Annotated in this window: 17 protein-coding genes and 1 pseudogene; 12 read left to right on the top strand and 6 right to left on the bottom strand. The window is 68.5% G+C overall.

The window, feature by feature from the left end:
• Positions 1-14: 14 nt before the first annotated feature.
• The gene (locus EC839_RS17960) at positions 15-524 is read left to right on the top strand and encodes a nucleoside 2-deoxyribosyltransferase (protein WP_007161014.1); all 510 of its coding nucleotides are present in this window, start codon (positions 15-17) and stop codon (positions 522-524) included.
• 190 nt (positions 525-714) lie between these two features.
• Here the strand turns inward: EC839_RS17960 and EC839_RS17955 are convergent, their stop codons facing one another.
• Genes EC839_RS17955 through EC839_RS17945 form a run of 3 tightly spaced genes read right to left on the bottom strand, consistent with a single transcriptional unit; the run spans position 715 to position 4,141 of the window.
• Complete coding sequence (locus EC839_RS17955; RefSeq protein ID WP_007161013.1) at positions 715-1,014, bottom strand: DUF2845 domain-containing protein; 300 nt, start codon at positions 1,012-1,014, stop codon at positions 715-717.
• Positions 1,011-1,295 carry a DUF2845 domain-containing protein gene (locus tag EC839_RS17950; protein WP_007161012.1) on the bottom strand — a complete coding sequence of 95 codons (285 nt, stop codon included), beginning with the start codon at positions 1,293-1,295 and terminating at the stop codon, positions 1,011-1,013. The genes EC839_RS17955 and EC839_RS17950 overlap by 4 nt, the downstream gene beginning before the upstream one ends.
• Before the next feature lie 17 nt (positions 1,296-1,312).
• Positions 1,313-4,141 carry a DUF748 domain-containing protein gene (locus tag EC839_RS17945; RefSeq protein WP_007161011.1) on the bottom strand — a complete coding sequence of 943 codons (2,829 nt, stop codon included), beginning with the start codon at positions 4,139-4,141 and terminating at the stop codon, positions 1,313-1,315.
• A gap of 237 nt (positions 4,142-4,378) precedes the next feature.
• Between EC839_RS17945 and EC839_RS25070 the strand changes: the two are divergent.
• The 7 genes and pseudogenes from EC839_RS25070 to EC839_RS17915 all read left to right on the top strand — a co-directional run.
• Positions 4,379-5,131, top strand: a pseudogene (locus tag EC839_RS25070) (HAMP domain-containing protein); the annotation flags it as partial.
• 156 nt (positions 5,132-5,287) lie between these two features.
• Positions 5,288-6,001, top strand: a complete 714-nt coding sequence (locus EC839_RS25065; protein WP_372237671.1) for a methyl-accepting chemotaxis protein — start codon at positions 5,288-5,290, stop codon at positions 5,999-6,001.
• Positions 6,002-6,285: 284 nt separating this feature from the next.
• Positions 6,286-7,239, top strand: a complete 954-nt coding sequence (locus EC839_RS17935; protein ID WP_007161009.1) for a bestrophin family protein — start codon at positions 6,286-6,288, stop codon at positions 7,237-7,239.
• Between the two features lie 251 nt (positions 7,240-7,490).
• On the top strand, positions 7,491-8,795 hold the full coding sequence (locus tag EC839_RS17930) for an MFS transporter (protein ID WP_007161008.1): 1,305 nt from the start codon (positions 7,491-7,493) through the stop codon (positions 8,793-8,795).
• Between the two features lies 1 nt (position 8,796).
• Complete coding sequence (locus EC839_RS17925) at positions 8,797-9,900, top strand: metallophosphoesterase (protein ID WP_007161007.1); 1,104 nt, start codon at positions 8,797-8,799, stop codon at positions 9,898-9,900.
• A 48-nt stretch (positions 9,901-9,948) separates the two neighbouring features.
• A complete protein-coding gene (locus EC839_RS17920; RefSeq protein WP_007161006.1) occupies positions 9,949-11,217 on the top strand; it encodes an arsenic transporter in 1,269 nt (422 codons plus the stop codon).
• Positions 11,218-11,295: 78 nt separating this feature from the next.
• Positions 11,296-11,832: a cytochrome b gene (locus tag EC839_RS17915; RefSeq protein ID WP_007161005.1), complete on the top strand. Its 537-nt coding sequence runs from the start codon at positions 11,296-11,298 to the stop codon at positions 11,830-11,832.
• 171 nt (positions 11,833-12,003) lie between these two features.
• Here EC839_RS17915 and EC839_RS17910 read toward each other — a convergent pair whose 3' ends face one another.
• Positions 12,004-12,936: a LysR family transcriptional regulator gene (locus EC839_RS17910; RefSeq protein WP_039975951.1), complete on the bottom strand. Its 933-nt coding sequence runs from the start codon at positions 12,934-12,936 to the stop codon at positions 12,004-12,006.
• 164 nt (positions 12,937-13,100) lie between these two features.
• Here EC839_RS17910 and EC839_RS17905 point away from each other — a divergent pair, with 164 nt between their 5' ends.
• From EC839_RS17905 to EC839_RS17895, 3 genes are all read left to right on the top strand, one after another.
• Entirely contained in the window at positions 13,101-15,332 is a 2,232-nt protein-coding gene (locus tag EC839_RS17905) for an FUSC family protein (RefSeq protein WP_007161003.1), read from the top strand.
• A gap of 101 nt (positions 15,333-15,433) precedes the next feature.
• A complete protein-coding gene (locus EC839_RS17900; protein ID WP_007161002.1) occupies positions 15,434-17,866 on the top strand; it encodes a glucan 1,4-alpha-glucosidase in 2,433 nt (810 codons plus the stop codon).
• Between the two features lie 307 nt (positions 17,867-18,173).
• Positions 18,174-19,319, top strand: coding sequence for an acyltransferase (locus EC839_RS17895; protein ID WP_007161001.1), 1,146 nt, complete (start codon positions 18,174-18,176; stop codon positions 19,317-19,319).
• Here EC839_RS17895 and EC839_RS17890 read toward each other — a convergent pair.
• Together EC839_RS17890 and EC839_RS17885 are read right to left on the bottom strand one after the other, a co-directional pair.
• On the bottom strand, positions 19,246-20,148 hold the full coding sequence (locus tag EC839_RS17890) for an NAD-dependent protein deacetylase (protein WP_007161000.1): 903 nt from the start codon (positions 20,146-20,148) through the stop codon (positions 19,246-19,248). The genes EC839_RS17895 and EC839_RS17890 overlap by 74 nt on opposite strands.
• Before the next feature lie 103 nt (positions 20,149-20,251).
• A complete protein-coding gene (locus tag EC839_RS17885) occupies positions 20,252-20,701 on the bottom strand; it encodes a GyrI-like domain-containing protein (RefSeq protein WP_007160999.1) in 450 nt (149 codons plus the stop codon).
• 264 nt (positions 20,702-20,965) lie between these two features.
• On the opposite strand from EC839_RS17885, the gene fdnG reads away from it, so the two are divergent.
• The gene (fdnG, locus tag EC839_RS17875) at positions 20,966-24,031 is read left to right on the top strand and encodes a formate dehydrogenase-N subunit alpha (protein ID WP_138956550.1); all 3,066 of its coding nucleotides are present in this window, start codon (positions 20,966-20,968) and stop codon (positions 24,029-24,031) included.
• Positions 24,032-24,037: the final 6 nt, after the last annotated feature.

Below are 24,037 nucleotides of genomic sequence, written 5' to 3'. Positions count from 1 at the left end.
CGCGAGGTCCTGCCATGCCACCCCGTATCTATCTTGCCGGCCCCGAGGTCTTTCGTCCTGACGCCGTCGCCCAGGGCGAGGCGCTCAAGGCACTGTGCGCCCGTCACGGCTGCACGGGCCTGTTTCCACTGGACAATGCCATTCCCCCGGAGCTGACCGAGCCGGGGGCGCAGGCCACCTGGATCTATCGGGCGAATCTGGCGCTGATCAGGCAGGCGGATGGCGTCCTGGCCAGCCTGGACTTCTTTCGCGGCGCCGAGCCCGACAGCGGCACCTGTTTCGAGGTGGGCTACGCCGTCGCCCTGGGCAAGCCGGTGGTCGGCCATGTGCCGGAAGCGGGCAGCCTGGCCGAGCGGATTCGCGCCCGCCATCCCGAGTGGGTGGGCAAGGGGCTGCTGGACCGTGACGGCTGGACGCTGGAGGAATTCGGCCTACCGCTCAATCTGATGCTGGCGGTGCCAGCCAGCATCGTCGTCGGGGGCCCGGAGGAGGCCCTGGTGGTATTGCGCGAGCGGCTGGGCTAGCGGGGCGGGGGCGTGCGACCCTCACCCCGGCCCTCTCCCAGGGGGAGAGGGGGCGGTTACGTGCAGTGCATGGACTGCAGCGAAGTTGGCCTGGTCGAGACAGTGGAAAAGGCTGCGCGGTTTTCCACGCTATGGGCTGTAGGGTGGACGACGGCGCCGCCTCGTCCACGCGAACCTCACAAGGCAAACCTCAGTTCGCTCTCTTGCTGTCCACCTGGTCCAGGCGGCCGCCGCGGAAGGTGAGGAAATACAGCATGCCGTTCCAGGGGCCGTAGGCCCATTCCTCGACGAATTCCACCTGGCGATAGCCGTAGCCATCTGTGACCTGGCGTTCGCCCAGGGGCGTGACGCTCAGCGGATCGCCGCACTTGCCGCGGACCTCGTGGGTAGTGGAGCCGGTGGAGACCAGGGCGCTGCCGCAGCGCAGCGACGCGGCCTGGCTGGTGCCGGTGGCGAGCAGGAGCAGCAACAGCAGGGGGCGCAGGTTCATTGGCGCTGGAACTCGATGCGAGAGAGGCGGTTGGCTTCGAAGGTAAGGATGTAGTTGGCGCCGTTCTTCGGGCCGTACACCCATTCTTCGATCACCGCCTCGCGGCGTTCGTTGCGGCCCAGTTCGTAGCCCACCAGGTCGCGATGGGCGGGTTCGCCGCATTTCTGCAGCACTTCGAAGGCGCGATCACCCCGGCTGACCAGGGCGTTGCCGCACCTCATGGAATCGGCGGCGGCGCCGGTGGCGACCAGCAGGGTGAAGGCGGCGAGCAGGCAACGCATGGGGGTCTCCTGACCGGTCAGAGCACCCCGAGCTGCAACTGCGCGGCCGTGGGCGATTCGCCGGATTGGGCTTGAGTGCTGACGTCCAGCAGATAGACCCGCTGGGCGTCCAGTTTCGCCGTGTCCACCAGGTAGGTCTTGATGGCGCCCGCGCGCTGCTGGGCCAGGCTGCGCAGGAGGCCGTCGTTGCCGCTCCAGGCTTCGAGCACCGCCTGGCGCAGGCGCGCCGTGCGGGTGGCATCATCAAGACTATCCCATTCCTGCGGCGGTTGCGCCTGCAGTCGCAGGCGGTACAGGCCTTCCAGCAGGGGCGCGCGCATGTCGGCGGGTACCTGCAACTGGCTGGGATCGGCCGGGACCTTGTCGCCACGGCGCTGAAGCAGGTTGAAGTACTGGGTCTGGAAGTCCTTTTCCAGCTGGCTGGCGGCCAGGGCGCGCCCGTCGCTGGCGGCGCCGGCGTGCCCCTTGACCTCCACCGTCAGCTGCGGCCGCTGGCGCAGGGCCGCGGCCAGCTTGTCCAGCTCGCCGCGGGCCTGGGCCGAGAGGCTGGTGCTGCCGGGGGCGAAGTCGATGGCGCTGAGATCCGCCTCGTGCCCGCCGACCAGGCCCGCCAGCATGCGGAAGGGCGCCTGGACTGCGCGGCTGAGCACATTGCGCAGGGTCTGCCAGACCACCGGCATGACGCTGAAGTTGGGGTCGGCGAGATTGCCCGCCACCGGCAGGCGCAGGTCGATGCGACCGTGGCTGTCCTTGAGCAGGGCCACCGCCAGGCGCACCGGCAGGTCCACGGCGTCCTTGCTGTCCACCCGCTCACCCAGTTCCAGCTGGTCGAGCACCACGTGGTTCTGCGCCTGCAGTTTGCCGTCGTCAATGCGGTATTGCAGATCCAGGTCGAGGCGCCCCTTGCGCACCGCGTAGCCGGCGAACTTGCCGGTATAGGGCGACAGGGTGGTGAGTTCGACCTGGCGGAAATAGGCGGTCACGTCCAGCTGCTGCAGGGGATCGAGGGGATCGAGGCGGCCCTTGATCTCCACCGGGGCGAAGCGATCGACCTTGCCGGCGAGGTGGATGTCGGCCGGCTTGGAGGCGGCGGTGTCCAGGGTGCCGATGCCGCCTTCCAGGGACTGGATGTTGGTGGCGAAGCCGGGCTTGAGGCTGTTGTCGGCGAAGTCGGCGCTGCCGTCCCTGATGCTCACCCCGCCGATGCGGATCTGCAGCGGTGGCGAGCTGTCCTTCGACTCGGTTTTCGGCTGGGGGACCAGCAGGGCGCTGAAGTTGTTGCTGAGGTCCTCGTTGATCACCAGGGTGCCATAGGGCTTTTCCAGGTCGATCCTGTCGATCACCAGCCGCTTGCCCAGTTCGAAGGCGATGCCCTGCACGTCCAGCCGCTGCCAGCGCATGAAGTCCTGCTGGTGCAGGGTGTCGAGCACATGCACCTGGGTGACCTGCGCCGCGCCGCTGACGGTGAGGCCCAGGGGTTCGCCCGGGGCCAGGGCCACCTTGAGCCGGCTGGCCAGCTGGCCGCTGCGGATCTCCAGGCGCACGTAGGGGCTGAGATAGGGCTGGGCCTGGCGCAGGTTGAGTTCGTCGATGCCGATGTCGAAGCTGCCCTGCAGCGGTGTCAGCGCCAGCTGGCCATCGGCGGTGATGCGCCCGCGATCACCCAGGGTGGTCTTGAGCGCCAGGTCGAAGGGCTTGTTGCCGACGCTGTCGAAGCCTTTCACGGCCAGGTCCAGGCCGCTGAAGTAGAGACTGGCCGGCTCCTGGGGTACGCGGTCCACCAGGTGCAGCTGATTGTCGCTGAGCTGGGCGTCGTCGAGGCGCACGCGCCAGCCCGGGCCGCCGCTGCTCGGGGCGTCGCTGGCGTGGAACAGCTTCTGCCAGTCGAGCGTGCCGTCCTGCTCGCGATTGCCCCAGGCATCCAGGCCATTGCCGCGCAGGCGGGCGATGCTGACCTCGCGCTGCTGCAGATCCAGGGCGATGCCCTCGGCGGCCAGGCGCTTGAAGCTGGCCTTGGGTTCGGCGTTCACCGCCTGCACGGCGACGTCGTCCAGCGCCAGGCGGCCCTGGCTGAGGTGCAGTTGCAGGGTCTTGCTCAGGTCCAGGCGGTAGTGGGCGCTGGCTTCCAGCCGCCCCTTGCCCAGCGCCAGGGGCAACTGGTTGCGTACATAGGGCCACCAGGGCGCGAGGCTGACGCCCTTGAGGGTCAGGTCACCTTCGCTGCGCAGCGGCAGGAGATCCAGGCTGCCCTTCCAGGTGAGCTGGCCGCCCTGGGCGGTGGTGGCGGTCAGCGCCAGCTGGCCGGGGGCGTCGCCGCTGCGGGTGCGGAACTCCTGCAGGGTGGCATCCAGGGGGGTGAAGGTGGCTTCCACCGGCTGGGCGCCCTGGGCGTCGAGGAAGTGCAGCCGGCCCCCGACCAGGGCGATGCGCTCGATGTGTACCGGAAAGGGCTGGCCCGGCTCCGCGGCGGCCGCCGTCGGCGTGGCGGAGGGGGCGGGCTCGCTGCGCCAGAGCTGGGCCAGATTGACCTGGCCGCCCTTGGCGATGCGCAGATCGACCTGGGGCTGGTCGAGGCGCACCTCGGTCAGGTGCAGGGTGCGCCGCCAGAGACTGTCCCACTGCAGGTCGGCCGAGAAGCCTTCGGCGGCGATTACAGGATGCTCCGCCGGACCGATCAGCAGCTTTTCGGCGTGCAGCTGCAGGGTGAAGGGACTGAACCTCAGCGCCTGCAGACTGGCCGGCTGGGTGAGGCGCTCGGTCAGCGTCTGGTTGAGGTAGTGCAGGGCGAGGCGCGGTCCGACCAGGAATCCGAGCAGACTGTAGAGGGCCAAGAGCACGAGCAGCACGAGGCTCGCTTTCACAATTCTGGACATGCAGGCATCTGGGACGGCGAAGGTGCCCGGATTATGGCACGGCGCCCCCGGCGACGAGGGCGCTGGCCGTCCCAAAAGCGGTGGGACCGACCTTCTGGGGGCGTCTGATGACCGTATGGCGGCAATAGTCAGGCTTTCAACTACTTGAAACCTTATTGCAATAAAAGTGCAGTGAAGTGACCAGCCGCACCATCCTCTCGGTCCCTTTCCATGAATCCCTCTCGTTCCCTGCATGCTCAATTGCTGCTGCTCATCGGCGGCGGCCTGGTTCTGTTGCTGGCCCTGGCTCTCGCCGGTTTCGGCCTGCTGTCCCGCCAACTGGATGGCTATCAAAGACTGCTCACCGGCCCGCTGGAGGAAGCGCGGCTGGTGGACGCCACCAACCTGGCCTTCAAGTCCCAGGTGCAGGAGTGGAAGAACGTGCTGCTGCGTGGCGGTGCCGCCGACCAGCGCGAGCGCTACTGGAAGCAATTCCAGGAAGAAGAGACGCGGGTCCAGACCGCACTGGAACAGTTGCAGCGGCGGGCCGATGAATCCGAACTGCGCCAGCGCCTGCAGCAACTCGCCCAGAGCCACCGGGAGATGGGCGAAGCCTATCGACGCGGCCTGGCGGCCTATGTCGCAGCGGACTATGCCGCGGCCCAGGGCGATGCCGCGGTCAAGGGCATCGACCGGGCCACCAGCGAGCAGCTGTCCGGCCTGGTCATCGCGTTGCACGCGCGCGCCAACAGCCAGGCCGAGGCCCTGAGCGGCGAGGCGCGGCGCACCGTGCTGCTGGCGGTGGGCGCCATGCTCGCCTTCGCCGCCCTGATCGCCCTGCTCAGTGCCTGGCTGGTCAATCGCCGCATCGTCGGGCCGTTGGCGCGGGTCACCGAGCAGCTGGTCCAGCTCAGCGAGGGGCGCCTGGGGCAGCCCCTGGCCGAGTCGCGGCGCGACGAGGTGGGTCGGCTGGCCCGCGCCGCCAATCACCTGCGCGACTTTTTCGTCGATCTGGCCGGCCAGTTGCGCCAGGGCACCGGGGCGCTCGATGCCACCACCCAGGAACTGGGCGCCATCGCCCAGCGCAGCGGCGAGGGCATTCGTGACCAGTTTTCCCGTACCGATCAGGTGGCGACCGCCATGCACGAGATGAGCGCCACGGCAGAAGAGGTGGCCCGCCACTCCGGCAGCGCCGCCACGGCAGCCAACGACGCGGATCGTGCGGCCCACGAAGGCGAGACGAGCATGACCCAGACCATCGCCACCATCGAGCGGATGCATGCCGAGATCACCCGCACCGCCGCCGTCATCGCCCGCCTGGAACACGACAGCGAACGTATCGGCAGTGTGCTGGAGGTCATTCGCGGCATCGCCGACCAGACCAACCTGCTGGCGCTCAATGCCGCCATCGAGGCCGCTCGGGCCGGGGACGCCGGGCGTGGCTTCGCCGTGGTGGCCGATGAGGTGCGCAGTCTGGCGGTGCGCACGGCCAGTTCCATCAGCGAGATCCATCAGCTGATCGCGACGCTGCAGGGCGCCGCCCATGAAGCCGCCGAAGCGGTACGTGCGGGCGCCGCCGAAAGCAGTGCCGGACGCGATCAGGTGGTGGCCTCGGGCGAGCGGCTGCGCAGCATCACCCTGGCCGTGGAAGCCATTCGCGACATGAACCGGCAGATCGCCACGGCTGCCGAGGAGCAGACCTCGGTGGCCGAGGACATCGCCCGCAACCTGGCGGAGATCGTCACCGTGGCCCGTCACAACGAAGAGGACCTGCAACGTACCCAGAGCGCCAGCGAACGCCTGCACGGCGTCTCCCAGGACCTGTCCCGGCTGGCTGGTCGGCTGCAGGACTGAGTGGTATCGCACGATGGCTCGGGCCATTGGCCGATCGGCGGTTGGGCGGTCGTCAAGACGCTGGCTAGAGGCATTAGGGCGGAGGCGAAGCTCTCTAACACGGCACTTTGCCATGATCCGCCCGTCGCTCCAGATTAAGTTTGACTTAAGGACCGCCGACTAGTCTCGCGAACAGGTTGCATTCTCAGGGAGGGGGAACGGTGACGGGCTCGACGGCTCGCGGCGTGACGACAGGACGGCCAGGGCAACCGCGAATCGAGAATCCGCGTCGCCGGGAGTAGCAGATGTCCAGTCCGATCCAGCTCCATTCCATCCAGAAGAAGATCCAGTTTCTGCGCACCACCTTCAGCTATGTCGGCTGGTCGCTGTTCGGTCTGCTGCTGTGGGATGTGGCGGTGACGGTGGACGCCATGCTGTTCGTCGAGGATCGCTTCGACCTGCCGCTGACGCCCCTGACCCTGCTGTGCTCGGCGCTGGTGGTGCTGATCAGCTTTCGCAACAGCAGCGCCTACGCCCGCTGGTGGGAGGCCCGTACCCTGTGGGGCGCCATGGTCAACAGCTCGCGCAGCTTCGGCCGCCAGGTATTGACCCTGATCGACGACCAGGGCAAGGCGCAGAACCGGGTCAAGGCGGTGCTCCTGCGTCGGCACATGGGCTATCTGCATGCCCTGCGCGCCCAGCTCAAGCGCCAGGATCCGGCCCAGGCGGCCGCGCCCTATCTGGCCCGTCATGAACTGGCGCTGGCCGAAGGCAGCCTCAACTTCGCGAATGACATCCTTGCCGGCACCGCCGAGCTGATCGCCAGCGAATACCGCCAGGGCCGGCTGGACAGCATCCGCCTGGCGCGGTTGGAAGAGACCCTGGTGGACATGTCCAACTGGCAGGGCGGCATGGAGCGTATCGCCAACACCCCCTTGCCCTATCCCTACGTCTGCTTTCCGCAGCTGTTCAGCTTCCTATTCTGCATCGCCATGCCGCTGGGCCTGGTCTCCACCCTCGGCTGGTTCACTCCGCTGGTGTCCACCGTGGTCGGCTTCATGCTGCTGGCCCTGGAGCGCATCGGCAGCGATCTGCAGGCGCCCTTCGCCGACAGCCAGCACCAGATCACCATGGACAGGCTGTGCGCCACTATCGAGGCCAACCTGCTGTCGATGCTGCGGCCGCGCAGCGAAGAGGGCAGTGCGGTGGCCCTGGCCCAGCCCGAGGTCGACGCCGCACCGAGCCGACGGGTGGCCTGACCGGCGGCGTCAGCCGGGGAGAGCGGGGCAGGTGGGACGGAAAACGTGCGGAAAGTCCCGCGCCAGAGGCATTTCTTTCGTGAGGGCACGGCACTAGCGCCGCTTCGTTCCGGTCACATTTTGCAATCTCCCCTGGCAGCGGTGGTTGGCTGGGGCCCAGCGGCGCTTGCCGTGGGTCGCTGGCGGGCCGGGGCGAGAGGTGCCGTGGGACCTGCGTCCCGCGACCTATATCTCGCTACGGATGCCCGCTCATGTCCGAAACCCGTCTCCCGACCGCCGGGGCCAGCGCCGAACCCTCTCGCCGCGCGCGCCATGCCCTGGATGCCCTCAATTTCACCCTGGCCGACGTCCGCGACGGCCTGGGCCCCTATCTCGCCATCTATCTGATCGCCGTGCGCGGTCCGGGGGAGGGTTGGAACGAGGCCACCGCCGGTTTCATCATGACCCTGGCCGGCATCGCCGGGCTGATCGCCCAGACCCCCGCCGGCGCCCTGATCGACCGCACCCGCCACAAGCGCCTCATGGTCGGCGTCGCCGCCCTGGTAGTGACCCTCTGCAGCGTGCTGCTGCCCTTCGTCTCCAACTTCTACGTGGTGGCGGCCACCCAGTCGCTGGCCCACGCCGCGGCGGCCATCTTCGCCCCGGCACTGGCAGCCATCACCCTGGGCATCGTCGGACCCAAGGCCTTCACCAAGCACATCGGCCGCAACGAAGGCTTCAACCACGCCGGTAACGCCGTCTCGGCGGCCCTGGCCGGTGGCCTGGCCTATTTCTTCGGTCCCACCGTGGTGTTCTGGCTGATGGCGTTGCTCGCGGCGGCCTCCATCGTCGCCATCGTCCGCGTACCCCAGGACGAGATCGACGATGACCTGGCCCAGGGGCTGGGCGAGGAAAACGGCGCCCGCGATGCCAAGCCGGTGTCGGCCTGGCAGGCGCTGCTGGCCAATCGCAAGCTGCAACTGCTGGCGCTGCTGGCCGCCATCTTCCACCTGGCCAATGCCGCCATGTTGACCTCGGTCGGCCAGCAGCTGACCCATATCGTCGGCAAGGACAGCGCCACTTCGCTGGTGGCCGTCTGCATCGTCGCCGCCCAGTGCGTGATGGTGCCGGTGGCCATCCTGGTGGGGCGCAAGGCCGACGTCTTCGGGCGCAAGCCGATCTTTCTCTTCGCCTTCGCCGTGCTGGCGATCCGCGGTGTGCTCTACACCTTTTCCGACAGCCCCTACTACCTGGTAGCGGTGCAGCTGCTCGATGGCATCGGCGCGGGGATCTATGGCGCCCTGATGCCGGTGATCGTCGCCGACCTGACCCGCGGCAGCGGACGCTTCAACGTCAGCCAGGGCGCCATCGCCACCGCCCAGGGGCTGGGCGCGGCCATCAGTGCCACCATCGCCGGGATCATCATCGTCCGCTTCGGCTATGCGGCGGCCTTCACCACCCTGGCGGCCATCGCCGCGGTGGGCTTCGTGCTCTATCTGCTGCTGATGCCGGAGACCCGCGACGAGCACGTCGCCGGAGAGGCGGCGCGTTCCACCGGTTCGGTGGTGGGAGGCTGAGATGGCACGCCAGGATGACTTTCTCGCCTTCGCCCATATCGGCGATCTGCACCTGACCACCGCCGAGGCCGGCAACGCCCGGGACCTGCAGACCCTCCTGCAGCAGCTGCGCGAGCGCACCGAACTGGATTTCGTCTATCTGCCCGGGGACAACGCCGACAACGGCACCGCGGAGCAGTACCGGCTGCTCAAGCGGCTGCTGGACGGCTTTCCGCTGCCGGTAACGGTGATCACCGGCGACCACGACATGGAGGGCGGCGATCTCGACCCCTTCTATGCCGAGTTGCAGGTGCCGCAACTGCCTTATTCCAGGGAGGTGGGCGGGGTGCGTTGCCTGTTCCTCGACATGTGCGGACCGGGCACCGGCGGGCCGGATTTCCGCCTTGGTAGCGAGCAGCTGCAGTGGCTGGAGCAGGAGTTGCACGAGGCGACCCGGCGGGAGCAGCGCTGCGTGGTCTTCATGCACAGCTATCCGGCGGACCTGCAGGGGCCCGGCGAAGCCGAGCGGGTGGCGCGGCTGCTGCACGAGGGCCCGGTGCGCCTGGTGGAGATCGGCCATACCCACTACAACGAACTGGCCCACGATGGCGGCGTGCTCTATGCCGCCTGCAGATCCACCGGCCAGATCGAGGAAGGCGGTGTAGGATTCGCGCTGGTCACCCTGGACGGTCCGGTGGTGAGCTGGCGCTTTCGCGAATTGCCCGACACCTGGCCCTGGGTGCAGATCACCGCGCCTGGCGATCCCCGCCTGAATGGCGCTGGCGTGGCCGAGGGTCACGAGTGCCGGGTGCTGGTGCTGGGCGACGCCGACCTCTCCGCCTGCGAATGGCAGTGCGACGGCGGCCCCTGGTGGCCGCTGCAGCCGTTGGGCAAGGGTCGCTACCAGGGCGATCGGCCGGTGCCGGAAGGAGCGCGGCGGTTGCAGGTGCGGGTCAGGGATTCCCGCGGCGGCGAAGATATCGACCGGCTCGACCTGGACGGCAGTCACCGGCCGCTGGCGGCGCCGGCCGACCGGGGTTCGGATCGCACCCAGCTGGGTGAATGGCAGGCCAAGGGCGTGCTGGGGACCCAGCTGGGACCCAACCGCAATGGCCGCAAATGGTGAGGTCGGCAGCGCCGGTCTCGCGACTCGACTAGAAGGAACAGCGCTTTCATGGGGTCCATCGTCACCACTCCCCACGTCCTGACGTGGGTCATCGCCGCCCTGGCCACCCTCGGGGTGGTCTCGCGGCCCTTCGGTCTGCCGGAGGCGCTGTTCGCCGTGGCCGGTGCCGTGCTGCTGGCGCTGTTCGGCCTGTTGCCGCTGGACGGCGTCTGGCACGGCATCGCCAAGGGCACCGACGTCTATCTGTTCCTTATCGGCATGATGCTGCTGGCCGAGATCGCCCGCAAGGAAGGGCTGTTCGACTGGGTCGCCGGCCACGCGGTGCGCGCGGCGAAGGGCTCGGCGCTGCGGCTGTTCGCGCTGGTCTATGGCGTCGGTATCCTGGTCACGGTGTTTCTTTCCAACGACGCCTGCGCCGTGGTGCTGACCCCGGCGGTCTACTACGCCACCCGCGCGGCGAAGGTGAAGAATCCGCTGCCCTATCTGTTTTCCTGCGCCTTCATCGCCAACGCGGCGAGTTTCGTGCTGCCGATCTCCAACCCGGCCAACCTGGTGGTCTTCGCCGAGCACATGCCCGAGCTGAGCCGCTGGCTGGCGCTGTTCACGGTGCCGTCGATCCTGGCCATCGCCGCGACCTTCCTCACCCTCTGGGCGACCCAGGCCAAGGTCCTGCGCGCCGAGCGGCTGTCCGAGGGGGGCGCGGTGGACGCGCTGCCCACCACCGGACGCATCGCCGGCTGCGGCCTGATCCTGACCATCCTGGTGCTGCTCGGCGCCTCGGCGCTGGATCTGGAGCTGGGTCTGCCGACCTTCCTGGCCGGCTTCGCCACCTTCCTGGTGGTGGTGGCCTGCAAGCGCGGCGGCGGCCTGGAGTTGCTCAAGCACATCTCCTGGGGCGTGCTGCCGCTGGTGGCCGGGCTATTCGTGCTGGTGGAGGCCCTGGAGACCACCGGGGTGCTGCAGGCGCTGGCCAATCAGCTGCAGGCCGCCGCCCAGGCGACCCCGGAGCGCGCCGCCTGGGGCGCCGGGCTGCTGGTGGCCTTTGGCAGCAACCTGGTCAACAACCTGCCGGCCGGGCTGCTGGCCGGGGCGGCGGTGCAGGCCGCCCATGTCTCGGAAAAGATCGCCGGCGCCGTGTTGATCGGCATCGACCTCGGCCCCAACCTGTCCATCACCGGTTCCCTGGCGACCCTGCTATGGCTGGCCGCGCTGCGCCGCGAAGGGCTGTCGGTGAGCTTCTGGCAATTCCTCAAGCTGGGCGCCGTGGTGATGATCCCGGCGCTGCTGCTGGCGCTGGCTGCCTTGATCCATCTCTGACGGACGGTCTCCAGGCGTAGCGGCGCTGCCGCTGCGCCTGGGGCACTATCGGGGTTCGTCCGCTACGGAGCATCGCCCATGGCCATCGCCCGCTATACCGGCTTCGCCCAGGCGCTGCACTGGCTGACCGTCGCCCTGCTGTGCCTGCTCTTGCCCTTCGTCTGGGTGGCGGAAAACTTTCCGCCCGGTCCGGTGCGTACGCTCTGGTACCTGCTGCACGAATCCACCGGGATCTCGGTGTTCCTGCTGGTGCTGATCCGCCTGACCTGGCGCTGGCGGCATCCGGCGCCGCCGGCCAATCCCCGCGACGGGCGCCTGCTGCGGCTGCTCGCCGGTCTCAATCACGGCCTGCTCTATGCCGTGCTGCTGCTGCTGATGCCGGTGACCGGCTACCTGATGGCCGGCCAGGGGCAGCCGGTGCCGGTGTTCGGGTTGTTTTCCCTGCCGGGTTTTCCCCGCCATGAAGCCCTCGGCATCCTCGCCAATCGCATCCATGTGGCCGGTCAGTTCGCCGTCTATGGCCTGGTGCTGCTGCACGTGGCGGCGGTGGTCTGGCACGTGGCGATCCGTCGGGACGGGACGCTGGAGCGGATGCTCCCCGAGCAGCGCCTCTAGGTTCTGTACGAAAACTGCCTGCACTCGGTGATGCGTCGTTGAAAACCGCCTGGATGGCCAGCCCCGTCGGAATGCTCATTTACCACGCGTAAACTCGAGCGCGAGTCCGATCCGCTTCCTCAGCGTTTTTCGCCTTGCCTGACCTTCGCTCGGCGACTTTTCGTACAGAACCTAGGCGCCGCCTTCCACCCGCTGCCGGTCACGCTCCAGCAGCGCCGGCAGGGTCTCGCGCAGGTGGTCCACCAGGGTGCGGATCTTGGCGTCGAGAAAGCGCCGCGAGGGATAGAGCGCATGGATGTCCAGGGCATAGAGCCGGTGCCCGGGCAGCACCCGTTGCAGGCGGCCACTGGTCAGACCCTCGACCGCGGCGTACAGCGGTAGCGCGCCGATGCCCAGGCCGCTGGCCACGGCCTCGGCCAGGGCGTCGGCGGTGTTGACCTGGAAGGGCGGTCGATCCACCGCCACCTCGGCCAGGCCCTCGGGTCCTTCCAGCAACCAGCGATCCGGCGCCATGGCGCGATTGACCAGCCGCAGGCAGCGGTGCCCGACCAGCTCCGCCGGGGTGGTCGGCCGGCCCTGGCGTTCCAGGTAGGCGGGCGCCGCGCAGAGCACGCTGTGGGTGCTGCCCAGGCGCGCCGAATGGAAGGCCGAGTCCGGCAGGCCGTCGGCGAGGATCAGCGACAGGTCGTAGCCTTCCTTGAGGATGTCGGTGAAGGTGTTGGTCAGTTGCAGATCCAGGTCGACCTCGGGATAGCGCTCGCCATAGCTGGCCAGACTCTGGATCAGGTAGTGCTGGCCGAGGCCGGTCATGGTGTGGATGCGCAGCCGCCCGCGCGGCACGGCCAGGGCATGGCGGGCCTCGGCGTCGGCTTCGTCGAGGTCGGCGAGGATGCGCTGGCAGCGCACCAGGTAGCGTTCGCCGGCCTCGGTCAGGCGCAACTGGCGGGTGGTGCGGTGCAGCAGCCGGGTCTGCAGGTGCTGCTCCAGCTGGCTGACCGCCCGGGAGACATAGGCGGTGGTGAGTTCCAACTGGCGCGCGGCGGCGGTGAAGCTGCCGGTCTGGGCCACGCAGGCGAAGGCGCGCAGATTGAAGAGATGATCCATGGGCGGGGCAGGGCGGTGGAAAGGGCCATTGTGGGCCATTACCCGCCCGTTGGTTAACGCTCTTTGCTGTCGCACCCGGCTTAATCGGGGTGGACCCGGCTTCCTAGAATGGTCGCCGAGGCGCCGCGTCTCGCCCCCTCCCGTCGATCCCGTCGTTGCCCAGCATGCCCCTCGCTTCGCCGTTGCCCCTGCGGCCCGCCCGCTCCGTTCCGCGCCAACGCTGGCCCAGCCTGAATGCCTGGCGCCGCGCCGGCCGCGAATGGGCGCGTACCGATGGCCAGACCTGGGCCTTCATCGCGAAGGCGCTGTTGGCCGCGGCCCTGGCCCTGTGGCTGGCCTATCGCCTGGAGCTGCCGCAACCGAGCACCGTGCTGGTCACCGTCTTCATCGTCCTGCAGCCGCAGAGCGGCCAGGTGCTGGCCAAGAGTTTCTATCGCATCCTCGGCAGCCTGGCCGGCCTGAGCTTTACCGTGGCCGCCATCGCCCTGTTCGCCCAGGAGCGGGTGCTGCTGCTCGGCGCCCTGGTGCTGTGGATCGGCTATTGCACCCGCGGGGCGGCGCGCTATCGCGACTTTCGCAGCTATGCCTTCCTGCTGGCCGGCTATACCGCCTGCCTGCTCGGGCTGCCGGCGGTGGCCGAGCCCCAGGGCGCCTTTCTCCAGGCGATCTGGCGTCTGTTGGAGATCGCCCTGGGCATCTGCTGCGCCGGGGTGGTGAGCGTGTCGATCCTGCCGCAGACCACCCGCGGCGTGCTGCGCCGCACCCTGGCTCAGCGCCTGCGCGATTTCCTCGCCATGGCCCATGACGGCCTGCTCGGCCGCCTCGAGGCCGAACGCTTCGCCGCACTCAGCGCCCGCTTCGCCGCCGATTCCGTGGGCTTCGAGAGCCTGCGCAGCGCCAGCGTCTTCGAAGAGCCCTATCTGCGGCGGCGCAGCGGGCGCCTGGCCGCCCTGGGCAATCGCCTCATGCTGCTCAACACCCGCTTTCATGCCCTTTACCAGTTGCTGGCGCGCCTGGCCGAGCGGCCGCCGGCGGTGCGTCAGGCCCTGGCGCCTGCCCTGGAACTGATCGCCGCCGCCCTGGCACCGAGCCTGGGCCGACTACCGGAAGAGCGGGATCTGCGCCGGCTCAACGAGCGCCTGGCCGCGGAGCGCGAAACCTTGATGGCGGCGATCCGCGCCGGTCGTCAGCAATTGGCTCGCACGGCGCCTGCGGCCGAGGTCGACCGGCTCGACTACGACACCGCCGCCGAATTGCTCTATCGCTTCGCCGAGGACCTGCACCTGCTGCTGAATACCCAGCTGGAGCTGGACCTGCCGACCAGCACCGCGCCCAAGACGCGCGAGACCTTCACGCCGCTCGCCAGTCGCGCGGTGGCCTGGATGGCCGGGGTGCGCAGCGCCCTGGTGGTGCTGGGCGTAGGGCTGTTCTGGATCGAGACCGCCTGGCCGAGCGGCGCGGCCTGCACCCTGGCGGCGGCGCTGATCTCGGCGCTGGCCTCCACCTCGGCCGATCCGCGCCGCTATTGCCTGCAACTGGCCGGTGGCACCCTGGTCGGGGCCCTGGCCGGCGGGCTGCTGCAATTCCAGGTGCTGCCCTGGATCGACGGCTTCGCGCTGTTGCTGCTGGTGCTGGCGCCGGTATTCACCGCCGGCGCCTGGCTGATCACCCGGCCACGCCTGGCCGGCTATGGCACCGGGCTGATGGTCTGGTTCTGCTCGGCGGCGCTGCCGGGCAATCTGCCGCGCTACGACGCCGACCTCTTCTGCAACACCTACCTGGCTTACCTCGTGGCCTGCGGCGTGGCAGCGGTGGCCGTCAGCGTGCTGCTGCCGCCCAGTCAGCCCTGGGTCTGGCGGCGGCTGGAGGCTGCCTTGCGCGAGCGCCTGGTCCACGCCATAGGCGCGCCCCTGGCCGGCCTGAGTGGCCGCTTCGATTCCGGCCTGCGCGATCTGCTCAACCAGGTGCAGGTGCTCACCGTGGGCCAGCCGCTGGTGCAGCGGCAGCTGCTGCGCTGGACCTTTCTCAGTCTGGAACTGGGCCACGCCATCATCGAGTTGCGCCTGGAACAGGCCGCGCTGCCGCCCTTGCCCTGGTATCGCGAACAGCGCGCCTGGCGCCTGGCGATCCGCGCCCTGGGCCGGGCGCTGGTGCGGCTGGCTCGCCAGCCCGATGCCGCCAACCTGGCCCGCGCCCTGGGCGCCGTGGACCAGGCCATCCTGCTGGCGCACCAGGCCCAGCGCCACCTGGAGCCGACGCCGGGCGACTTTGATCGCTCGCCGCTGCGGCGCATCGCCAGCTACCTGCACGTCATCCGCACCTCGCTGCTGGCGCCGGATTCGCCCCTGGCCGGGTACCTGCCGCAGCCCCGGCCACCGGCGCGCGACGAAGGCTAGCCAGCAGCCGGCCAAAATCCGACTAGGCTTACGGACGGGGAGGGCCAGCAGGCCCTCTGCCATGCGACTTTCGGCACAACCAGAACAAGGCCCGCCTGCCCATGCCCGTCCGCTTCGTCCGTCCGCTGCTCTGTTCCGCCAGTTTTCTCCTGACGCCCCTGGCGTCTGCCCTGGAAGCCCCGGGCGCCCCCGGCGCCGCACCCTTCTGGTCCTATTCCGGCAAGACCGGCATCGGCACCAGCTACGAGGCCTATCGTGATGGCGCCTACAGCGACCAGGCCAGCACCGGACGCGTCTCGCGGGTCTGGTTCTCCCTGGCCCAGGGCGTGGTCACCGAGACCATGCAGGGCCTCATCCACGAGGCGCAGCTGCGCGAGATGCAACTGGTGATCCGCGGCCCCGACTTCACCCACTTGGAGCGCGACGACACCGACAGCCGCATCGAATACCTGGCCACCGATAGCGCCGGCCGGCCGACTTCCCTGGCCTACCGGATCGTCAATCGCGACCGCCAGGGCCGCTACGAGATCGAGAAGCACGTTTTCACCGACCCGGACCAGGACACCCTGGTCATGCGCGTCATCTTTCGCAGCCAGGATCCGCGCATCCAGCCCTATCTCTATGTCGATCCGGCGCTGGCCAACAGCGGCAGCCATGATCGCGCGGCGGTGAAGGGCGCGGTGCTCTACGCCAGCGAAGGCGAGCACGCCCTGGTGGTCAAGGCCAGCCAGCCCCTGCAGACGCCCACCGTGGGTTTCGTCGGCAGCTCCGACGGCCTCGACGACCTGCGCCGCAACGGCAAGCTGACCCAGCTCTACAGCAGCACCGGCGACCAGGCCGGCAACGTCGCCATGCTGGCCAAGCTGCCGCTCAAGGGCGCCGAGACCACCCTGGACGTGGTGGTGGGCTTTGGCGCCAATCCGCGCCAGGCCGAGGCGGCGGCCGATGCCACCCTGGCCCGCGGCTACCAGAAGGTGCTGGCCCACTACAACGGCGAGGGCGACGCCATCGGCTGGCAGGACTACCTGGCCAGCCTCGATCAGCTGCCGCGCCTGCAGGCCCAGGCCGGCGACGGCGGCAAGCTGGTCAACGCCAGCGCCCTGGTGCTCAAGGCCCAGGAAGACAAGACCCACGCCGGCGCCCTGATCGCCTCGCTGTCCAATCCCTGGGGCGAAACGGTGCCGGCGGCCAAGGGCACCACCGGCTACAAGGCGGTCTGGCCGCGGGACTTCTACCAGTGCGCCATGGCGCTGCTGGCGCTGGGCGATCGGCAGACGCCCAAGGTCGCCTTCAGCTACCTCAAGCAGGTGCAGGTGGACGCCAACACCGCCCACAAGCCGGCCGACAGCTCGGCCTTCATCCACCAGCAGAAGCAGGGCGACGAGGTCCGCGCGCCGGGGGCCACCGGCTGGTTCCTGCAGAAGACCCACGTCGACGGCACCATCGAATGGGTGGGCGTCCAACTGGACCAGACCGCCATGCCGATCATGCTCGGCTATCGCCTCTGGCAAGGCGGCCTGCTGGGCGATGCCGAGATCGATCGCTGGTATCGCGACATGCTCCGGCCCGCGGCGGATTTCCTCGCCCGCGACAGCCAGGTCAACCTGGGCTGGAACACCTGGCAGGTCAAGCCGCCGCAGACCCAGCAGGAGCGCTGGGAAGAGCAGTGGGGCTATTCGCCGTCCACCACCGCGGCGGTGATCGCCGGTCTCGCCACGGCGAGCGAACTGGCGCGCCACGCCGGCGACGAAGCCAATGCCAGCCGCTACCGCGACACCGCGCGGCGCTATTCGAGCCAGGTGGAAAAGACCATGGCCACCACCCAGGGCAGCCTGGGCGCCGGCAACTACTACCTGCGCATCACCCAGAACGAGGATCCCAACGACAAGGGCAAGCTGGTGGACAACAACAGCCGCCCGGGCCTGCCGGAAGACCAGGTGCTGGACGCCGGCTTCCTCGAACTGGTGCGCTACGGCGTGCGTCCGGCCGGTGATCCCCTGGTGCAGAAGAGCCTGGCGGTGCTGGACGACGAGGGCCTGCCGGAAAATCTGCGGGTCAAGTACAGCTTCCAGTACCCGGGAGTGCAGGGCACCTTCCCCGGCTGGCGCCGCTACGGCAACGACGGCTATGGCGAGAGCGAAAGCTCCGGCATCAATTTCCCGGCCACCGAGCAGCCGGTGCCCAACTCCGGCTTGCGCGGCCGGGTCTGGCCGATCTTCACCGGCGAACGCGGCCACTACGAGCTGGCCCGCCTGGTCCTGCAGGGCAAGCCGGATGCGGCGGCGCTCGGCAAGCTGCGCGACACCTACGTCCGTGGCCTGGAACTGTTCGCCAACGCCGGCCTGATGCTGCCCGAGCAGGTCTGGGACGGCGTGGGCGACAACCGGCGTCATGGCTACACCAAGGGGCAGGGCACCGATTCGGCGACGCCGCTGGCCTGGTCCCACGCCGAATACGTCAAGCTGCTGCGCTCGATGGCGGACGGCCAGGTGTGGGATCACTACCCGGTGGTGGCGCGGGCACTGGCGCCCTGAGGGCGGATCCGACGAATGGCAGGCGGCCTGCGGGCCGCGTGCCAGGGCCGCTGAGCCAGGGCAACGAAACGTCGAACCCAAGGGAACGCCTGTAACAAGACTTGTCTGATTGGCGTTCTCGCGCTTTCCTGAGGCAGCGGATCCTTCCGCTCGCCGCTGTTCTCCTCCCTTTCCGGTCCCTCTGCCCTCGGTCGCGTACCGCGCGGTAGCGTGCCCGGCTGTCGCGCTTTTCTCTCGCTCGCTCCGGCGACCGCTCCGGTGGTCTGGGGGCGGGTCTTTGCCGGTTCCTATCAAGAAGGTCACGGATATGACTGACGTCGCTCTCCCCATCGCCCTCTACCTGGGCACCCTGGTGCTGCTGGCCTTCGCCCTGCGCCGCAGTCCGCTGCTCACCGAGGAGACCCTGGCGCGCTCCTCGCCGCTGGATGCCCTGCGCGGCATCCTCGCCACCGCCGTGGTCTGCCTGCATTTCGTGCTGACCTATCACCTCAAGGCCGAGGGCCAGTGGCGCGAACCCGACAGCGACCTGCTCTACAACATGGGCGTGGTACCGGTCTCGCTGTTCTTCATGATCACCGGCTACCTGTTCTTCGGAAAGGTCTATCGCCGCACGCCGGACTGGGGCGAGCTGCTCCGTTCGCGGGTGCTGCGGGTGATGCCGCTGTATCTCTGCGTGGTGGCCGTGGTGGTGCTCTTCACCCTGATCCGCACCCACTTCGTCATCGCCGACGGCCAGCGCTTCATGCTCGAGCTGCTCAGCTGGGAGCTGTTTTCCGGCTTCAGTCTCAACGGCCTGGAGGAGAGCGGCTGGATGACCGCCGGCGCCCATTGGACGCTGCGCTACGAGGCGCTGTTCTACCTGGCCCTTCCGCTCATCGCCGCGCTGTTCAATCGTCGTGGCTTCGGCCTGCCGTTGCTGGTCTCGGCGCTGCTGGTGGGCGGCCTGGTCGCCGCCGGCTATCACTACCACGTGCTGGGCGCGCGCTTCGGCCTGCTGTTCCTGCTGGGATTCCTGCCGGTGTTCGTCAAGGTCCATCGGCCGGCGTTGCTGGCACGTTTGCGCACGCCCCTGGTGGCCGCGCTGTCGCTGGCGCTGGTGGCCTATGCCATGACCCAGCCGGACTACAACCTCAAGCAGATGCTGGCGCTGGCCTTGCCCTTCGCCGCCATGGCCGCCGGCAACGACCTCCTCGGCCTCCTGCGCAGTCGCGGCCTCAAGGTGCTGGGCGAGATCAGCTACAGCCTCTATCTCACCCATGGCCTGCTGCTCTACGGCCTCTTCACCCTGCTCAACCTGGGGTCGGTCGAGGTCCTGGGTACGGTCGGCTTCATGGCCCTGCTGCCACCGGTGCTGGTGCTCGCCTGCCTGCTGTCGATGCTCAGCTACCGCTGGATCGAGCGTCCGCTGATGCACCTGGGCCGGGCGCCACGGCCTCGGCAAGTGCCGGCGTAAGCGCCGGCGCCGCCCCGGGATACTCCAGCAGAAAGGCCAGTGCCTGGGCGCAGGAGGCTTCCACCTTGAGCGCGAGCAGGTCGTCCGCGCGGGTGCGGCCATAGCCCAGGGCGGCGATGGGCAGGCCGGCGCGAGCCGCGGCCTGGGCGAAGCGAAAGCCGGAATAGACCATCAGCGACGAGCCCACCACCAGCAGCGCATCGGCGCGGCCCAGGTGGGCGAAGGCGCGCTCCACCCGCGCACCGGGCACGTGTTCGCCAAAGAACACCACGTCCGGCTTGAGCAGGGCGCCGCAGCGCGGGCAGTCGGGCACGCGGAAACTCATGAAATCCGCGCCTTCCAGATCGGCATCGCCATCCGGCGCGGTAGCCGCGTCCAGCTGCAGCCAGTCGCCATTGAGTTCGCCCAGCCACTGCTGGAATTCCTGGCGCGGCAGGCGCAGCTCGCAACCCAGGCAGCGGATCTGGTCGAGGCGCCCGTGCAGGTCGATCACCGCCTCGCTGCCGGCGGCCTGGTGCAGCCGATCGACGTTCTGGGTCAGCAGCATCTCCACCTGGCCGCGCCGCTCCAGGGCCGCCAGGGCCTGGTGGGTGGCGTTGGGCCGCGCCTGGCAGAAACGCGGCCAGCCGATCAGGCTGCGTGCCCAGTAGCGCCGGCGCAACAATTCGTCGCCAACGAAGGCCTGCAGGGTGACCGGTTGCGGGCGCTTCCAGGCGCCGTCGCGGTCGCGGTAGTCGGGAATGCCGGAATCGGTGCTGCAACCGGCACCGGTGAGCAGAAAGATCCGCTCGTGCCGGGCGATAAAGGACTGGAGCTCGGGCAGGGACATCGTGCACCTGGAGTTGCGGGCGATATCCCCAGCTTGGAAAGGGTTATGCCGGGAGGCAAGCCGCAGCTGACGAACGTCCTGTCCGCGCTGCGGCGAGTGGCCTTCAGAAAACCGGCACGTAGATGTAGATCTGCGAATCCTGGGCATCCACCCCGGTGAAGGCTTCGGTGTAGTGCTCGAAGCAGGCGCCGGGACGGGGTTGCAGGCCGCGCGCCGGCAGCAGTTCGGCGAACAGGCGGCCGAGGCTCTTGGCCACGCTGGGCGCGGTGCCCAGGTGCACGTAGCGGGCGTAGCGGCCTTCCGGCAGTTCCTGACGCACCATGCCGGCGGGCAGGGGGGCGCCCGGGGTGGTAGCCACCGCGGCCAGGTAGTGCATGGCGCCGGCCTGGCGCCAGCTCAGGCCATACCATTCGGCCGCGCCCTCGCGCCCGGTGATCTCCCCGGCGCGGTCGGCGAAGCGCCGCCAGAGGGCGGCGATGTCTTCGCCCTGGCCAGGCTCGAACAGCAGACCGGTCACTTCCAGGGCGGGATGGTCGACGATTTCCAGCGACATGGGACAGACTCTCTCGAAGATGCGATGAAGGCCGTCACCTTACTCCAGCGGCGCGCGGCGGTCAGCCGGGGCGGCCATCGGACGAAAGGTCGCAGCCGCCGCCAGGCCCTGCCGCAGACCCTGCCAGGTCCTCTTGCCGCTTCGCTAAAATACTGATTTTGAATGATTTTTTGACGAAGAAAGACGACGCTTCGCTCGAACTGCCAGGCCCGGGTCAGGACGAAGTCCTACCGTGATGTGCCTGGAGTTACCCAAGAAATGTCGATCAAGGTATCGCGCCGCAACTTCCTCAAACTCAGTACGGCGGGGGTCGCCACCTCGAGCATGGCCATGCTCGGCTTCGCCCCGGAACCGGCACTGGCGTCCATCCGCTACTACAAGCTCGCTGCCGCCAAGGTGACGCGCAACACCTGCACCTACTGCTCGGTGGGTTGCGGCATGCTGCTCTACAGCCGCGGCGATGGCGGCATCAATACCGTCAGCGACATCTACCACGTCGAAGGCGATCCGGATCATCCGGTCAGTCGCGGTTCCCTCTGCCCCAAGGGCGCCGGGGTGCTGGACTTCATCAAGAGCGAATCGCGCCTCTCCCATCCCGAGGTGCGTGAGCCGGGCAGCAACGAGTGGAAGCGCATCAGCTGGAACGAGGCGCTGGACCGCATCGCCCGCTACATGAAGGAGGACAGGGACAAGAACTTCGTCACCCATGATGCCGATGGCCACCTGGTCAATCACTGGATCACCACCGGCTTCCTGGCGGCCTCGGCCTGTTCCAACGAGACCGCGTACCTCACCCAGAAGGTGATCCGCAGCCTCGGCATGCTGGCGATCGACAACCAGGCGCGCGTGTGACACGGACCGACGGTGGCAGGTCTTGCCCCTTCGTTCGGCCGCGGTGCCATGACCAATCACTGGGTCGACATCCGCAACGCCAATCTCATCCTGTCCATGGGCGGCAACTCGGCCGAGGCGCACCCGGTGGGCTTTCGCTGGATGGTGGAGGCCAAGGAAAAGAACAACGCCAAGCTGATCACCATCGATCCGCGCTTTACCCGTACCTCGGCGGTGGCGGACTACCACGCCTATATCCGCACCGGGACCGACATCGTCTACCTGGGCGGGCTGATCAACTTCCTGCTCACCACGGACCAGATCCAGCATGAGTACGTAAGGGCCTACACCGACGTCGCCCTCATCGTGAAGGAGGACTTCGGCTTCCACGACGGCCTCTTCTCCGGCTTCGGCGAAGACAAGCGTCGCGCCTACGAGAAATCCAGCTGGAGCTACGAATTCGACGAGCGCGGCATGGTGAAGGAAGACCCGACCCTGCAGCACCCGCGCTGCGTCTACCAGTTGATGAAGGCGCACTACAGCCGCTACACCATCGAGCTGGTGGAGCGCGTCTGCGGCATGCCGCGCGAGCAGATCCAGACCACCTGGGACATGATCGCCGAGACGGCGCGCCCCGAGCGCACCATGAGCATCCTCTACGCCCTGGGCTGGACCCAGCATTCCATCGGCGCCCAGATCATCCGCACCGCCTCCATGGTGCAGCTGCTGCTGGGCAACATCGGCATGCTCGGCGGCGGGGTCAACGCCCTGCGCGGTCACTCCAACATCCAGGGGCTGACCGACCTGGGCCTGCTCTCCAACCAGCTGCCGGGCTATCTCTACCTGGCCTCCCACGAGGAACAGGAATACCGCGACTACATCAAGCGGCGGGCCAAGCAGCCGCTGCGCGAGGGCGAGGTCTCCTACTGGAAGTACTACGAGCGCTTCCACGTCAGCCTGATGAAGGCCTGGTTCTCCGAGGCGGCGACCAAGGACAACGACTGGTGCTACGACTGGCTGCCCAAGCTCAGCGAGCCGCTCTACGACGTCCTGCACACCTTCGAGCGCATGCACCACGGCGAGATCACCGGCTATTTCTGCCAGGGCTTCAATCCGCTGGCCTCCTTCCCGGACAAGAACAAGGTCAGCCAGGCGCTGAGCAAGCTCAAGTACCTGGTGGTGATGGATCCGCTGGCCATCGAGACCGCCGAATTCTGGCAGAACCACGGCGAACTCAACGACGTGGACCCGAGCCAGATCCAGACCGAGGTGTTCCGCCTGCCCACCACCTGCTTCGCCGAGGAGAACGGCGCCATCGTCAACAGCTCGCGCTGGCTGCAATGGCACTGGCGCGCCGCGCCGCCGCCGGGCGAGTCGCGGCCGGACGTGGCCATCCTCGCCGGGCTGTTCCATCGCCTGCAGCAGATGTATCGCGACGAGGGCGGCGCCTTCCCCGATCCCATCCTCAACCTGACCTGGCCCTACAGCAATCCGGAGGAGCCCAATCCCGAGGACATCGCCCAGGAATACAACGGCCGCGCCCTGGCCGACCTGCCCGGGCCGAACGGGACCATTTCCCACAAGCGCGGCGAACTGCTCGACGACTTTGGCTTCCTCGCCGACGACGGCAGCACAACCTGCGGCTGCTGGATCTATTCGGGCTCCTACAACCGCCAGGGCAACAACATGGATCGGCGCGACAATGCCGATCCCTACAACATCGGCATGACCCTGGGCTGGGCCTGGTCCTGGCCGCTCAACCGCCGCATCCTCTACAACCGCGCCGGCGCCCGGCCGGACGGCACCTCCTGGGCGCCGGAGAAGCGGCTGATCTGGTGGAACGGCGAACGCTGGGCGGGCGCCGACATTCCCGACTTCCCCTGGACCTCGCCGCCCTCGGCCAAGGCCGGGCCCTTCATCCTCAACCAGGAGGGCGTCGCGCACTTCTTCGGTGGCAGCCTGCTGGCCGAAGGGCCCTTCCCGGAGCACTACGAGCCCTTCGAGTCGCCGCTGGACCACAACCCGCTGCACCCGGACAACCCGCGCGCCAAGAACAACCCGGCGGCGCGGATCTTCCCGGGCGATCGGGCGCGGCTGGGTACCCGCGAGGAATTCCCCTATGCGGCCACCACCTACCGGCTGACCGAGCACTTCCACTTCTGGACCACCCATGCGCGGCTCAACGCCATCGCCCAGCCGGAGAAGTTCGTCGAGATCGGCGAGGACCTGGCGACCGAACTCGGCATCAAGGCCGGCGACTGGGTCAAGGTCAGCTCCAAGCGCGGCTACATCAAGGCGGTGGCGGTGGTGACCAAGCGCATGCACGGGCTGCAGGTGGAGGGGCGCACCGTGCACCACATCGGCATCCCCATCCACTGGGGCTTCAAGGGCGTCACCCGCCCCGGATTCCTCACCAACACCCTGACCCCCTACGTGGGCGACGCCAATACCCAGACACCGGAATTCAAGTCGTTCCTGGTGAACGTGGAAAAGGTCTGAGGGAGG

Source organism: Pseudomonas sp. JUb52 (genome assembly GCF_004341115.1).
GTDB classification, from domain to species: domain Bacteria; phylum Pseudomonadota; class Gammaproteobacteria; order Pseudomonadales; family Pseudomonadaceae; genus Chryseomonas; species Chryseomonas oryzihabitans.
Note: the sequence above shows the minus strand (reverse complement) of the source record. Positions and strands in the feature narration are given on the sequence as shown.

What these genes read in the sequence shown, in the direction of transcription:
- EC839_RS17925 (WP_007161007.1), top strand. Translation starts at nt 8,797, where the DNA reads ATGGCACGCCAGGATGACTTTCTCGCCTTCGCCCATATCGGCGATCTG.
- EC839_RS17900 (WP_007161002.1), top strand. Translation starts at nt 15,434, where the DNA reads ATGCCCGTCCGCTTCGTCCGTCCGCTGCTCTGTTCCGCCAGTTTTCTC.
- EC839_RS17935 (WP_007161009.1), top strand. Translation starts at nt 6,286, where the DNA reads ATGTCCAGTCCGATCCAGCTCCATTCCATCCAGAAGAAGATCCAGTTT.
- EC839_RS17895 (WP_007161001.1), top strand. Translation starts at nt 18,174, where the DNA reads ATGACTGACGTCGCTCTCCCCATCGCCCTCTACCTGGGCACCCTGGTG.
- EC839_RS17930 (WP_007161008.1), top strand. Translation starts at nt 7,491, where the DNA reads ATGTCCGAAACCCGTCTCCCGACCGCCGGGGCCAGCGCCGAACCCTCT.
- EC839_RS17905 (WP_007161003.1), top strand. Translation starts at nt 13,101, where the DNA reads ATGCCCCTCGCTTCGCCGTTGCCCCTGCGGCCCGCCCGCTCCGTTCCG.
- EC839_RS17955 (WP_007161013.1), bottom strand. Translation starts at nt 1,014, where the DNA reads ATGAACCTGCGCCCCCTGCTGTTGCTGCTCCTGCTCGCCACCGGCACC.
- EC839_RS17960 (WP_007161014.1), top strand. Translation starts at nt 15, where the DNA reads ATGCCACCCCGTATCTATCTTGCCGGCCCCGAGGTCTTTCGTCCTGAC.
- EC839_RS17920 (WP_007161006.1), top strand. Translation starts at nt 9,949, where the DNA reads ATGGGGTCCATCGTCACCACTCCCCACGTCCTGACGTGGGTCATCGCC.
- EC839_RS17950 (WP_007161012.1), bottom strand. Translation starts at nt 1,295, where the DNA reads ATGCGTTGCCTGCTCGCCGCCTTCACCCTGCTGGTCGCCACCGGCGCC.
- EC839_RS17885 (WP_007160999.1), bottom strand. Translation starts at nt 20,701, where the DNA reads ATGTCGCTGGAAATCGTCGACCATCCCGCCCTGGAAGTGACCGGTCTG.
- EC839_RS25065 (WP_372237671.1), top strand. Translation starts at nt 5,288, where the DNA reads ATGCACGAGATGAGCGCCACGGCAGAAGAGGTGGCCCGCCACTCCGGC.
- EC839_RS17890 (WP_007161000.1), bottom strand. Translation starts at nt 20,148, where the DNA reads ATGTCCCTGCCCGAGCTCCAGTCCTTTATCGCCCGGCACGAGCGGATC.
- EC839_RS17915 (WP_007161005.1), top strand. Translation starts at nt 11,296, where the DNA reads ATGGCCATCGCCCGCTATACCGGCTTCGCCCAGGCGCTGCACTGGCTG.
- EC839_RS17910 (WP_039975951.1), bottom strand. Translation starts at nt 12,936, where the DNA reads ATGGATCATCTCTTCAATCTGCGCGCCTTCGCCTGCGTGGCCCAGACC.